Below are 12,111 nucleotides of genomic sequence, written 5' to 3'. Positions count from 1 at the left end.
ACCAGGCCCGGCGGGTCCCGGTGTTGTTCAGCCCAGCACCGCCGCCACCGCGCGCGGCGTCCAGTGCCCGGCCGCGCCCGGGCGGGTGGCGAGGTAGCCGGCCGCGCGCCAGGGGCCCCAGCCGTGGGACTCGGCCAGGCCGGCGGCCAGGGTGCGCAGGTAGGGCGGGGCGGGAGCGTTGAGATCGGCGCCGGCCACGCCCCGGGAGGCGGTGAAGGTCAGCAGCGGGTGGCCGTCCGACTCGCCGACGTGCAGCAGGGTTTCGTAGCGGCCCGGGCCCAGCTCGGCGCGCCCGGTGGCGAGCGCCGGGGCGAGGTCGAGGTCGGCGCCGGGGCTCCGGCGCATCTCCTGGGCGGCGATGTCGCTGAACTGACCGACCGTCACCAGATAGGCGCGGCACGGCACTTCGCCGCCAGTGGCCGGGTCGTAGAAGGCCGAGCCGCCGCCCCAGGTGAGCGAGTGCCCGGCGAAGTAGAGCGTGCCCGGCAGCACGGTGGCCACCGCCCGGCGCGGCGGGCGCGGATCGCGGCAGCCGGGCTGGGCCTGCGCCCCGCCGTCCGGGCGCCCGCCGCGCAGGTAGCAGGCGAGGCGGGCGGCGTGCAGGTTCGAGCCGTACGCCACGTACCAGACGAGCGCGCTCCCGTTGCGGCCGGCGGCGCTGGTCCGCGGCCCCTCGTCCTCGGCGGAATGCCCGGCCGATTCCCGGCCCGAGGGGTCCTTTCCCGGCCCGCTCACAGGACGGAGCCGCGGCGAGGTGTGCGAAAGGGTCCCACACGAAGATGTGAAAACCGTGAACAGTCCGATGATCCGACCAGAACCCCCCGATCCGGTAGCGACCCCCTCGCCACCGGTAGCGTTCCGGACGCCATGGTGTTCATCACCCTTCCCTCTCCCGTCGCGCCGTTCCGGTATTCGGCGATTACTCTTCACCAGCGGAAAAGAGCGAAAACCCGCGAAATGTCATTCGATTCATACCGTTGCTGTTCCCATGCGGCATCGATGATGAGAATTCCCTTTGATCGAACCTTCGCTGCATCCAGCCGACTCCCAGCAGAGTCATGGTGAGTGGGCGCCTCCCGCAGGTGACAACCGGGTCACCCGGCGTCACACCCGTACACCCGTACACCCGTACACCCGTACGCGCCCCCCAGGACTCCGGAGCCAAGGAAACCCATCCATGGACGCACGCCACGACACGGCCGGCCCAGGCACGCTGCACCGCCCCCACCAGGGCCCCGCGGCCGGCTGGCCGGTGGCCCAGGCCGCCCACCCCCGCAGCCTGCTCGACATCGTCGCCGCCACCGCCGACGCCCACCCCCACGCGCCCGCGCTCGACACCGGCGACACCGTCCTCGACTACCGCGCCCTGCTCCACGAGGTCGACACCCTCGCCGGGCAACTGGCCGGCCACGGCATCGGCCGCGGCGACCGCGTCGGCATCCGCATCCCCTCCGGCACCGCCGACCTCTACATCGCCGTCCTCGCCGTCCTGCGCTGCGGCGCCGCCTACGTCCCCGTCGACGCCGACGACCCCGACGAGCGCGCCGGGATGATCTGGCAGGACGCCGCCGTCTGCGCCGTCCTCGGCCCCGGCCGCGTCCTCCACCCCGGCGCCGCCGCCCGCCCCGGCGGCCGCCCCGCCTGGCCCGGCCCCGCCGACGACGCCTGGATCATCTTCACCTCCGGCACCACCGGCCGCCCCAAGGGCGTCGCCGTCACCCACCGCTCCGCCGCCGCCTTCGTCGACGCCGAGGCCCGCCTCTTCCTCACCCACCGGCCGCTCGGCCCCGGCGACCGCGTCCTCGCCGGCCTCTCCGTGGCCTTCGACGCCTCCTGCGAGGAGATGTGGCTGGCCTGGCGCCACGGCGCCTGCCTCGTCCCCGCCCCCCGCGCCCTGGTCAAGGCCGGCACCGACCTCGGCCCCTGGCTCGTGACCCGGCGCATCACCGCCGTCTCCACCGTCCCCACCCTGCTCGCCCTGTGGCCGCAGGAATGCCTGGACGCCGTCCGCCTGATCATCGTCGGCGGCGAGGCCTGCCCCGCCGAACTCGTCGAACGCCTCGCCGTCGACGGCCGCGAGTTCTGGAACACCTACGGCCCCACCGAGACCACCGTCGTCGCCACCGCCGCCCGCCTGCTCCCCGGCGAGCCCGTACGCATCGGCGCCCCCCTCGACGGCTGGGAGATCGCCGTCGTCGACCGGGCCGGAAACCCCGTCCCCTGGCACGCCAGCGGCGAACTGCTCATCACCGGCGTCGGCACCGCCCGCTACCTCGACCCCGCCAAGGACGCCGAGAAGTTCAGCGCCCACCCCGCCCTCGCCTCACCCCGCGTCTACCGCAGCGGCGACCTCGTGCGCAACGACCCCGAAGGCCTCGTCTTCCTCGGCCGCGCCGACGACCAGGTCAAACTCGGCGGCCGCCGCATCGAACTCGGCGAGATCGACGCCGCCCTCCAGGCCCTGCCCGGCATCCGCGCCGCCGCCGCGGCCGTCCGCAGGACCCCCGCCGGCGCCGACCTGCTCGTCGGCTACCTCGTCGCCCACCCCGGCACCACCCCCGACCTCACCACCGCCCGCCGCCGGCTCCTGGAACACCTGCCCGCCCCGCTGGTGCCCGTCCTCGCCCTCGTCGACTCCCTGCCCACCCGCACCTCCGGCAAGGTCGACCGCGGCGCCCTGCCCTGGCCGCTCGCCACCACCGGCACCGCCCCCGCCGCCCGGGCCCTCGACGGCACCGCCGGCCTGCTCGCCGGCCACTGGGAACGCCTGCTCGGCACCACCCCCGGCCCCGACGACGACTTCTTCGCCCTCGGCGGCTCCAGCCTCACCGCCGCCCGCCTCGTCTCCGAACTGCGCACCCGTCACAACGGCGTCTCCGTCGCCGACCTGTACGCCCACCCCGTCCTCGCCGACCTCGCCGCCCACCTCGACACCCTCACCCCCACCACCGCACCCGAGGACACGGCCGCCACCACCGCCGTCCGCGGCCGCACCGTACGCCGCACCCCCCGCAGCGCCGGCCTCTGGCAGACCCTCCTGCTCCTCGGCATGTTCTCCCTCGCCGGACTGCGCTGGATCCTCGTCCTGATCGCCCTCGACAACCTCACCGGCAGCAACCTCGCCTGGGCCCCCCACAGCTCCTGGTGGCCCGTCGCCGCCGGCCTGCTCCTCCTCTACAGCGCCCCCGGCCGCACCCTGCTCGCCGCCACCGGCGCCCGCCTGCTCACCGCCGGCATCCGCCCCGGCAGCCACCCCCGCGGCGGCCACGTCCACCTGCGCCTGTGGGCCGCCGAACGCTACACCGCCATGTTCGGCACCGCCGCCCTCGCCGGCACCCCCTGGGCCCCCCGCTACGCCAAGGCCCTCGGCTGCCGCGTCGGCCCCGGCGTCCAACTCCACACCCTGCCCCCCGTCACCGGCCTCGCCCGCCTCGGCGCCCACGCCTGCGTCGAACCCGAAGCCGACCTCGCCGGCTGGTGGCTCGACGGCGACACCCTCCACCTCGGCCGCATCGACATCGGCGAAGGCGCCCGCATCGGCCACCGCGCCACCCTCATGCCCGGCGCCCGCATCGGCGCCCGCGCCGAGATCGCCCCCGGCTCCTGCGTCACCGCCACCACCCCCGTCCCACCCGGCGCACACTGGACCGGCTCCCCGGCCCGCCCCGCCACCGAAGCCCCCGCCGACTGGCCCACCACCCCCGCCCCCGCCCCCCGCCGCTGGAACCTCGCCTACGGCGCCGGCTTCACCGTCCTCGGCCTCGTCCCGATCATCGCCGCCCTGCCCGCCCTGCTCATCGTCTACCCGATGATCGACACCGACGCCACCCTGGCCGGCGCCCTCGTCCAACTCCTGCCCGCCACCGTCCCCCTCGCCGCCCTCACCATCACCTGCTACGCCACCCTCATAGCGCTCCTCGTCCGCCTCCTGTCCCGCCCGCTGCGCCCCGGCTTCCACCCCGCCACCGGCCGCGTCGCCTTCTGCGCCTGGGCCGTCAGCCGCCTCGCCGACACCGCCCGGCGCACCCTCTTCCCCTTCTACGCCAGCCTCTTCACCCCCGTGTGGCTGCGCCTGCTCGGCGCCCGCGTCGGCCGCCGCGTCGAAGCCTCCACCGTGCTCGCCCTGCCCGGCCTGATGCGGGTCGACGACGGCGCCTTCCTCGCCGACGACACCCTCGTCGCCCCCTACGAACTGCGCGGCGGCTGGCTCCACCTCGGCCCCGCCCACGTCGGACGCCGCTCCTTCGTCGGCAACTCCGGCATCGTCGGCCCCGGCCGCCACCTGCCCGACAACTCCCTCGTCGGCGTACTGTCCGACACCCCCGCCCACGCCCCCGAAGGCTCCTCCTGGCTCGGCCGCCCCGCCTTCGCCCTGCCCCGCGTCGCCGACACCGGCACCGAAGGCCGCACCTACGACCCGCCCCGGCGCCTGATGTGGGCGCGCGCCGGCGTCGAACTCTGCCGGCTGCTGCCGATCGTCCTCGCCGCCCTGCTCGGCGACCTCGTCCTCGCCGCCCTCCAGGAACTGCGCGACGCCTACGGGCTCGGCGCCGCCCTCGGCGCCGCCGGACTCGTCCTGATCGCCGCCGCCGTCACCGCCTGCGCCCTCACCACCGCCGCCAAATGGGTGCTCGTCGGACGCTTCCGCGTCGCCGAACACCCCCTGTGGTCCTCCTTCGTATGGCGCAACGAGCTCTACGACACCTTCGTCGAGGAACTCGCCATGCCCTTCGGCGGCCACACCATCACCGGCACCCCCTACCTGAACGTGTGGCTGCGCAGCCTCGGCGCCCGCATCGGACGCGGCGTGTGGTGCGAGACCCACTGGCTGCCCGAGACCGACCTGGTCACCGTCGAGGCCGGCGCCAGCGTCAACCGCGGCACCGTCCTGCAGACCCACCTCTTCCACGACCGGGTGATGCGCCTGGGCCCCGTCCACCTCGCCGCCGGCTCCACCACCGGCCCGCACTCCATCGTGCTGCTCAACTCCTCCCTCGGCGCCGGCACCACCGTCGGCCCGGCCTCCCTCGTCATGCGCGGCGAGAACGTCCCCGGCGGCGGGCACTGGCTCGGCAACCCCGTCGCCGCCTGGAACGCCGACCCCACCCCGCCCGCCGGACGGCGCCGCCGCCGGGCCGCCGCCGGGGTGTGACGCGGATCACCCACGCGGGGCGATGAGTTCGCGGTGCGGTCACGGTCCATACCCGTGACCGCACCGCTTCCCGCCGTGCCCCGCCGAGAGGAACCGCCCATGACCGCCACCCCCGCCGAGAAGCCCGCCGCCGTGCAGCCCGCCGCCGAGAAGAAGCCGGCCGCCAAGGGCAACCCCGCGTCCTACTTCCCCGCCATCGAGAAGAAGTACGGCCGCCCGATCGAGGAGTGGAAGGACCTCGTCCGCACCTCCCCGCTCGCCAAGCACATGGAACTCGTCGCCTGGCTCAAGACCGAGCACGGCCTCGGCCACGGCCACGCCAACGCCCTCGTCGCCCACACCCTCGCCGAGAAGGCCGCCTGAGCCCGGCGGGAACACGCGGGAGCGCCGCCGCGCGGGCCCGGGAGACGACCCGTCAGGTCGTACGGGCCGCCTCGAACCAGGGCCCCGTGACGGAGGGCCCGGAGGACCCGGCCCCCCGCCGCCCACCCGCCGCCCGACGACTTGCCAGCCGTCCGGCGCTCCCCGACAGTGGGCGCGGGGAGTCGGCGATCACGCCGCTCAACTCCGCTACCGGGACAGGGGATCGGCATGGCAAGGCAGTTCAGGGAGCCCGCGTTCGGTGCGCTCCACCGCAGTGCTTCCGTCATCGGCGTCCCCGGGCTGCTCTGGCAGCTCGGGCGGCGGTTCGTCCTGGTGTTCTGCCTGGTGCTGCTCGTCGGCCTGGTGGTGATGCGGCCGGACAACGCCGTGATCAAGACCGCGATCGTGGTGGCGATCGTCCTGGCGGTCTACGGCCTCGCCTTCGCCTGGCGCTGGGCGGCCGGGCGGCTCGGCATCCGCCAGTGCCGCCTGCACGAGGACGGCGTGGCCGTGACCGACCTCCTCGGCGGCGTCCGGGACGCGGTCGCGTGGCGCGACCTGGCGACGGTCAGGGAGGTCGGCGCGACGGGCGTCCTGACGTCCTTCCGCCGCTTCGAGTTCCAGCACCGGGCAGGACACCTGGCGATGGCGGTCGTCGTCCCCTCGGTCCACCGCGCCTTCGCCAAGGACCTCATCCGCCTCGCCAACCGGAAGATCGGCGCCCAGGGGTCCTGATCCGTCGGCCGCGCCCGCCGCCCGGCCAGGGGAGCGGATCGCGCAGGCTCGCGGGAAGACCGCCGGAGTTCAGGGGAGTTCACGGGGGTCACGGGCGCCGGGCCACGAAGACGAACTCCCGGCCCGGCCGGTCGGGCGCGTCGCGGACCTCCTCCACCACGAAGCCGTGGGCGGCCAGATCCCGCTCGACCTCCTCCCGCTCCCGGAAACGCAGCGTCGAATCCGAGGTCAGCACCTGCCCGTCCGCGGCGAACACGTACGTCCACCGGAACGACACCAGGGGCCAGCGCACCCCGGTCAGGTCGACCCAGCTCTCGACGGGGCCGACCTCCGGGACGTCCGTCACCCGGTGGGAACGCCCACGGGTCCACTCCTGCCAGGCGCGCGCGGCCGGGTCACGGGTCTCGAAGACCAGCCGCCCGCCGGGCCGCAGCGCCCCGAAGGCCCCCCGCAGCGTCCCCTGCCAGTCCCGCGGACCGACGACGGCCTGGGCGACGTTCGCCGTCATCGTCGCCAGGTCGACCCGCAGCGGCGGCAACCGCGTGGCGTCACCGTGGATCCACCGCACCCGCCCGCCGCCCGGCTTGGCCCGCGCGACCTCCACGGACGCCAGTGCGGGATCCACGCCGACCACCTCGACCCCGCGCCCGGCCAGCAGCAGTGCGAACACCCCCGTGCCGCAGCCGATGTCCAGCACCCGGCGCGCCCCGAACTCCCGCACCATCCGCAGGTAGGCGTCGAGATCACCGCGGTCCGGGTCGAGCGGGTCGTAGACCGCGGCCAGCCGCGGGTGCCCGAAGCATGCGTCCACCATGGGTCGAACCTAGGCGAAGCCCCGCCCGGCGCCCAACGGGTCGGCGCCACTTCGTCCACGGCCGGCCGAAACCGGCCCCGTCCCCCGCCCGCCGGGCCGAGGCCCCCACCGCCGGGCAGGCCGTGGTCGCGCTCGGCATGCGCTGCGCCGGCCAGGGCTGTCTTCAACGCCCCATCGCCGCAGCCCTGTTGTGCCGGACCCGGGGCAGCCGGCCGACCTGGCGCACGGGCGTGCGCACCGCCCCCTTCCGCGCCCACGCCTGGATCGAGGCCGAGGGCGAACCCGTCGACGAACCCCGCCGAACCCGCCCACTTCCAGCGGCTGATCACCGTCGCACCGCAGCCCCGCCCGGGACGCCCGGGACGCCCGCCGGGCCGCCGACCGCGGCGGGTCGGTCGGCGAGCGGGGCGGCCGGGCGGTGCAGGAAGTCGGCGGGGTCGACTTCTCGTGCGTTCGGGCGGTGGGTTCGCGGCCGGGGCACGGAGCGCCGCCGGTGCGGGGGAAGTCGGGCGGGCCGACTTCCCACGCACCGGCCGGGGCCGCTACCGGTGCGGGGCCGGGACGCCGGCGGCGCGCAGCCTGGCCTCGGTGAGGGCGGTCAGCCGGGCCGAGACCGGGGCCTCGTCGTCGCGGTGGCGGTCGATCAGGCGGTACTGGACGGAGGCCCTGGCCCAGGCACGCAGGCTGTCGGGGTCCCCCAGGAGCGCGGGGTTGGCCAGGCAGCGGTCGGCCATGGCGGCGGCGAGCTCCTCGATCCTCGGATCGTCCGGCGCCCAGGCCTCGGCCTCCTGGCCGCGTCTGGCCAGATCGACGAACTCCGGGTCGTCCAGGCGGTGTTCGAGCTGGGACAGGAAGCCGTCGAAGCCCTCCGGCACCAGGGCCCGCGCCAGCACCAGGGCCTCGCGCTGCGCCGCCACGTAGTCGGGGCCGAAGCCGAGCCCGGGCATCCGCTCCAGGGCCGCGCAGGCGCGGTCGGGCAGCAGGGCCCGGTCGCCGTCGGCGAGCCGGTGCAGGGTGTCGCGGCGCGCGGTCAGTTCCGCGATCCGTTCGTCCAGCCGCCGCTCCACGTCGGCGAGGGCGGCGGTGAACCGCTCGCCGTCGGCGTCGAGCAGCGGCCCGATCTCCGCCAGCGGCACCCCGGCGGCGGCCAGCGTCCGGACCTGCACCAGCCGCAGCAACTCGCCCGACCCGTACCGCCGGTAGCCGGAGGCGTCGCGCTGCGGCTCGTCGACCAGCCCCTGCCGGTGGTAGTGCCGCACCGTCTTCACCGTGACGCCGACGTACGCCGCCGCCTGCCCGATCGTGACTCCGTTTGTCATTCGTTCAGCCTGCCGTACGACCGGATGCCGCGGGGCCGGGCCCGGTGCCGAACACCTCGTCGACGAGCCGCCGCTGGGCGCCCTGGAACGCCGCCGCGATGGACACGTCGGCGTCGTCCACGTAGTTCAGCCCGGCGGTGAGGGTCGTGCCGCCGTCCGGCGAGCCGTACATCAGCGCCGCCGAGCCGATGGTGGCGCCGTTGTGGTGGAAGACGGTGCCGCCCGCCCTCTCCTGGGCGAACAGCCCCAGTCCGTAGCCGACCGTCGCTTCCGGCGTGCGCATCTCGGCCAGCAGGCCGGGCGGCAGCAGCCTGCCGCCGAGCAGCGCGGAGACGTAGGTGTGCAGGTCCCGGGTGGTGGAGATCATGTCGCCGCCGGCCGCGACCCAGGACGGGTCGTGGCGGGTGACGTCGAGCGTCCGCTCCCGTCCGGCGTCCTCGTAGCGGTAGTAGCTGCGGGCGTGCGGCGCGGGGACCTCCGGCGAGGCGCCCGGCGCCACCGTGCCGGTCAGCCCCAGCGGCTCCAGGACCAGCCGCCGCAGCTCCTCGGCGAAGGGGCGGCCGCCGACCCGCTCGACCAGCAGCCGGGCCAGCACGTAGTTGGTGTTGGAGTAGCTCCAGCCCGCCCCCGGCGCGAACCGCGCCGGCCGGGACAGCGACAGCCGCACCAGCTCCTCGGGCGGGTACGTGCGGAAGCGGGCGTCCACCCACTCCTTGCCCCGCCACGGGACGCCCGGCACGAACGTCCCGTCCTCCGCCAACTCGCCGGTGTGGTTGAAGACCCCGCTGGTGTGCTGCAGCAGCATCCGCACCGTGATCCGCCGGTCCAGCCCGAACCCGGGCAGGTGGTCGCCGGCCGGGTCGTCCAGGGCCAGCCGGCCCTCGGCGACCAGCAGGAGCACCGAGGTCGCGACGAAGCTCTTGGTGACGCTGCCGACGCGGAAGTGCCCGTCGGCCGGCGGCCTGCCGTCGCGGCCCAGCTCGCGGGCCCCGGCGCTGCCGACCCACTCGCCGCGCGCGTCGTTCACCCGCACCTGCACCCCGAGGAAGCCGGATTCGGCGATCTCCTCGATCGCCCGCCGCAGCTCCGGGCGGTCCGGACCGTGGCCGAGGTGGTGGCCGGCGTGGTGGGTGGAGTGGTGGGTGGTGGACATGCTGCCCCCTCGTATCCGTGGGGCCCGCGTGGTCATCGGGCCCGATGAGGGGAGCCTGCACCCTGACCCGAGGTCAACCTCAACCGTGATCCGGCTCACAGCCGCGGCGTGGACGGGGGCGGGAGGACCCGGAGCCGGGGCCGCCGTCGGCACGATCGGGAAGACGGCGGCCCCGGCCCCGGTACGGGTCCGTACGGGCGGGGCATCGACCGCGGGGTTGCCCGTACGGCTGCGGTCGGCACCCATTCCACGACTTCAACAGGACTTGAAGTCAAGCCCCGTCCGAGGCGAGGCCCCGCCCGAGGGTGCCGTTCCGGGGCGGGGTAGCCTCGCTGCGGCGGGGGACTGCGGAGGACAGACACGGACAAGACGGACAGGGGCGGGCGGATGACGGAGCAGCACAGCTACTGGCGGGTGTCGGACGGCGCGGCGGTCGGCGCCACCCAGGCGCACATCGTGTGGACCCGGGCGGCCTACCCCGCCCTGGTGGAGGTGGCGCGCCGCTACCACGCGGTGATCAGCTACGCGGACCTGGCCGAGGCGGTGCAGGAGGCCTCCGGGGTACGCACCCGGGTCAACCAGCGGCACTGGATCGGCAAGGTGCTGTCCCTGGTGATCCGCGAGGCGCACCGGCGCGGCGACCCGCCGCTGACGGCCCTGGTGGTGCACGCCACGGACGGCCGGGTCGGCCCCGGCTACCAGGAGGTGCTGGCGGTGGCCGGACAGCCGCCGGTGGCCGCGGAGATGGACCGCGAGCAGCACGCGGCCGCCGCCCGCCTGGCCTGCTACCGGCACTTCGGCGCCGACCTGCCCGCCGACGGCGGCACGCCCGCCCTGGCCCCGCGCCTGCGCGCCTCGGTGGAGCGCAAGGCCGCCGTCGCCGCCCCGCCGCGCCCGCCGGCGATCTGTCCGACCTGCTTCCTGGAACTGCCCGCGACGCGGGTGTGCGACTCCTGCGGGGCGACCGTCGCGCCGTGAGCGGGGGAGCGCGGCCGTGAGCCGGGGGCCCGAGGGCCGAGCGGGTGGGCCCGAGGGCTGAGCCGGGGGCTGAGCCGGGGGCCCGAGGGCTGAGCCGGCGTCACGTCACACGGCGGCGGGCAGCCGCCCGGGCATCTGCCAGCCCTCGGCGAGGCGGGAGGGGGACAGGCGCCGCCCGTCGCCGAAGAACTCGCAGAACTTCATGATCAGCGGGTCCCAGCCGACCGGGTCGACGTAGTGGTCGCTGCCGGGCACCAGCAGGCTCTCCTCGACGTGGGCGCGCACCACCGACACCTCGAAGGCGGTGCGCCCGCCGCCCGTCAGCGCCGTCGCCGACTCCACCCGGCACTCCAGCTGCACCGGGCACTCGGCGGCACGCGGCGCCCGCACCAGCTCGCCGGGCAGCTCGGTCATACCGGCGGCGGCGAACTTCCGCCGCTCGTGGCGGTAGCCCTGCTTCAGCCGGTACTCGGCGATCCGCGGGGCGGCGGTCAGCAGCGCGAGGGCGTCCACGGCGTCCACCTGCGCGGAGGAGGGCAGGTTGAGCACGCACTCGCCCTCGCGCCGCAGGTTGGCGGCGGTCTGGGAGCTGTCGCCCAGACCCAGCACGCAGGACTGCCCCAGCCACCACGCCGAGGACATCGGCATGAGGTTGGCGCTGCCGTCCTCGTTGCGGGATCCGATCAGCACCACCGGGGTGCCGAAGTAGAGAACCTTGAGATCGATGACCTTGTGCACGGGAACTGCCGTCCTCGGGATGGGGAATCGTTGCGGTCACCGACTCTGCCCCGGCCCGGCCGGGGGCGCTGGCGGTGATCGGACATCACGTTCCCGCAGGTCCCGCAGGTCCTGCGGCTCCCGAGGACGGCAGGGCCCGCCGCGGCGGGCGCTCCGTCAGCCCACCGGCCCCCGGGCGGCGATCAGCCGGGCCCGGCCGTCGCGCAGCCGGTAGGACAGGCCCACCACGGACACCTTCCCCTCGGCGACCTTCGCGGCCAGCGCCTGCGAGCGCTCCACCAGCAGGTCCACGGTCTGGCGGATGTGCTCGTCCACGATCCCGTCGCTGTCCTCGATGCCCGCCGCCTTCGCGGACAGCACGCTCGGGGTCACCCGCTCCACCACGTCCCGGACGAAACCGCCCGGCAGCTGCCCCTGCTCCAGGGATTCCAGCGCCGCCGCCACCGCACCGCAGGAGTCGTGGCCCAGCACCACCACCAGCGGGCAGTCCAGCACGCTCACCCCGTACTCGATGCTGCCCAGCGCCTCCGCACCGGTGACGTGCCCGGCGGTGCGCACCACGAACAGGTCGCCCAGGCCCTGGTCGAAGATGATCTCGGCGGCCAGCCGGGAGTCCGAACAGCCGAACAGCACCGCGAAGGGCCGCTGCGCCGGGGCGAGCGCCGCGCGGCGCCCGGCGTCCTGGTTGGGGTGCTCGGGGTTGCCCGCGACGAACCGGGCGTTGCCCTGCATCATCACCCGCAGCGCCTGGGCGGGGTCGGTCAGGAAGTCGTCCGTGGGGCCGTCGAGCGGGCCGGGCTCGGGCTCGGATATCGGTGTGGGGATCATGTCTGCACCCTAGATCGCCGCAGGTGGAGCC

10 protein-coding genes and 1 pseudogene are annotated in these 12,111 nt (G+C 75.5%); 5 read left to right on the top strand and 6 right to left on the bottom strand.

Going from position 1 to position 12,111, the window contains the following annotated elements; translation table 11 throughout:
* Positions 1-27: 27 nt before the first annotated feature.
* Positions 28-735, bottom strand: coding sequence for a histone deacetylase (locus tag ACGFSC_RS12655; RefSeq protein ID WP_359906624.1), 708 nt, complete (start codon positions 733-735; stop codon positions 28-30).
* A gap of 442 nt (positions 736-1,177) precedes the next feature.
* Between ACGFSC_RS12655 and ACGFSC_RS12650 the strand changes: the two genes are divergently transcribed.
* From ACGFSC_RS12650 to ACGFSC_RS12640, 3 genes are all read left to right on the top strand, one after another.
* The gene (locus ACGFSC_RS12650) at positions 1,178-5,152 is read left to right on the top strand and encodes a Pls/PosA family non-ribosomal peptide synthetase (protein ID WP_359906621.1); all 3,975 of its coding nucleotides are present in this window, start codon (positions 1,178-1,180) and stop codon (positions 5,150-5,152) included.
* Positions 5,153-5,251: 99 nt separating this feature from the next.
* On the top strand, positions 5,252-5,515 hold the full coding sequence (locus ACGFSC_RS12645; RefSeq protein WP_359906618.1) for a DUF4287 domain-containing protein: 264 nt from the start codon (positions 5,252-5,254) through the stop codon (positions 5,513-5,515).
* A 228-nt stretch (positions 5,516-5,743) separates the two neighbouring features.
* Entirely contained in the window at positions 5,744-6,250 is a 507-nt protein-coding gene (locus ACGFSC_RS12640) for a hypothetical protein (protein ID WP_359906615.1), read from the top strand.
* A gap of 88 nt (positions 6,251-6,338) precedes the next feature.
* Here ACGFSC_RS12640 and ACGFSC_RS12635 read toward each other — a convergent pair whose 3' ends face one another.
* Entirely contained in the window at positions 6,339-7,064 is a 726-nt protein-coding gene (locus tag ACGFSC_RS12635; protein WP_359906612.1) for a class I SAM-dependent methyltransferase, read from the bottom strand.
* On the opposite strand from ACGFSC_RS12635, the pseudogene ACGFSC_RS12630 reads away from it, so the two are divergent.
* A pseudogene (locus ACGFSC_RS12630) lies at positions 7,052-7,309 on the top strand (lasso peptide biosynthesis B2 protein); the annotation flags it as partial. The gene ACGFSC_RS12635 and the pseudogene ACGFSC_RS12630 sit on opposite strands and share 13 nt — an antisense overlap.
* Positions 7,310-7,606: 297 nt before the next feature.
* On the opposite strand, the gene ACGFSC_RS12625 reads toward ACGFSC_RS12630, so the two are convergent.
* Positions 7,607-8,383, bottom strand: coding sequence for a MerR family transcriptional regulator (locus tag ACGFSC_RS12625; RefSeq protein ID WP_359906609.1), 777 nt, complete (start codon positions 8,381-8,383; stop codon positions 7,607-7,609).
* A gap of 4 nt (positions 8,384-8,387) precedes the next feature.
* Positions 8,388-9,536: a serine hydrolase domain-containing protein gene (locus tag ACGFSC_RS12620; protein ID WP_359906606.1), complete on the bottom strand. Its 1,149-nt coding sequence runs from the start codon at positions 9,534-9,536 to the stop codon at positions 8,388-8,390.
* A gap of 387 nt (positions 9,537-9,923) precedes the next feature.
* Here ACGFSC_RS12620 and ACGFSC_RS12615 point away from each other — a divergent pair, with 387 nt between their 5' ends.
* Positions 9,924-10,514 (top strand): hypothetical protein, encoded by a 591-nt coding sequence (locus ACGFSC_RS12615; RefSeq protein ID WP_359906603.1) that lies wholly within the window; start codon positions 9,924-9,926, stop codon positions 10,512-10,514.
* A gap of 105 nt (positions 10,515-10,619) precedes the next feature.
* Here ACGFSC_RS12615 and ACGFSC_RS12610 read toward each other — a convergent pair whose 3' ends face one another.
* Together ACGFSC_RS12610 and ACGFSC_RS12605 are read right to left on the bottom strand one after the other, a co-directional pair.
* Positions 10,620-11,252, bottom strand: a complete 633-nt coding sequence (locus ACGFSC_RS12610) for a flavin reductase family protein (protein WP_359906600.1) — start codon at positions 11,250-11,252, stop codon at positions 10,620-10,622.
* A gap of 156 nt (positions 11,253-11,408) precedes the next feature.
* Positions 11,409-11,987 (bottom strand): carbonic anhydrase, encoded by a 579-nt coding sequence (locus ACGFSC_RS12605; protein ID WP_359906652.1) that lies wholly within the window; start codon positions 11,985-11,987, stop codon positions 11,409-11,411.
* Between the last annotated feature and the right edge of the window lie 124 nt (positions 11,988-12,111).

Source organism: Kitasatospora sp. NPDC048715 (assembly GCF_043198905.1).
In the GTDB taxonomy this organism is placed as follows: Bacteria; Actinomycetota; Actinomycetes; order Streptomycetales; family Streptomycetaceae; genus Kitasatospora; species Kitasatospora lactacystinica.
Note: the sequence above shows the minus strand (reverse complement) of the source record. Positions and strands in the feature narration are given on the sequence as shown.

Excerpts from the sequence above, each read along its gene's own strand:
- ACGFSC_RS12650 (WP_359906621.1), top strand. The coding sequence starts at position 1,178 with ATGGACGCACGCCACGACACGGCCGGCCCAGGCACGCTGCACCGCCCC.
- ACGFSC_RS12645 (WP_359906618.1), top strand. The coding sequence starts at position 5,252 with ATGACCGCCACCCCCGCCGAGAAGCCCGCCGCCGTGCAGCCCGCCGCC.
- ACGFSC_RS12640 (WP_359906615.1), top strand. The coding sequence starts at position 5,744 with ATGGCAAGGCAGTTCAGGGAGCCCGCGTTCGGTGCGCTCCACCGCAGT.
- ACGFSC_RS12635 (WP_359906612.1), bottom strand. The coding sequence starts at position 7,064 with ATGGTGGACGCATGCTTCGGGCACCCGCGGCTGGCCGCGGTCTACGAC.
- ACGFSC_RS12625 (WP_359906609.1), bottom strand. The coding sequence starts at position 8,383 with ATGACAAACGGAGTCACGATCGGGCAGGCGGCGGCGTACGTCGGCGTC.
- ACGFSC_RS12620 (WP_359906606.1), bottom strand. The coding sequence starts at position 9,536 with ATGTCCACCACCCACCACTCCACCCACCACGCCGGCCACCACCTCGGC.
- ACGFSC_RS12615 (WP_359906603.1), top strand. The coding sequence starts at position 9,924 with ATGACGGAGCAGCACAGCTACTGGCGGGTGTCGGACGGCGCGGCGGTC.
- ACGFSC_RS12605 (WP_359906652.1), bottom strand. The coding sequence starts at position 11,987 with ATGATGCAGGGCAACGCCCGGTTCGTCGCGGGCAACCCCGAGCACCCC.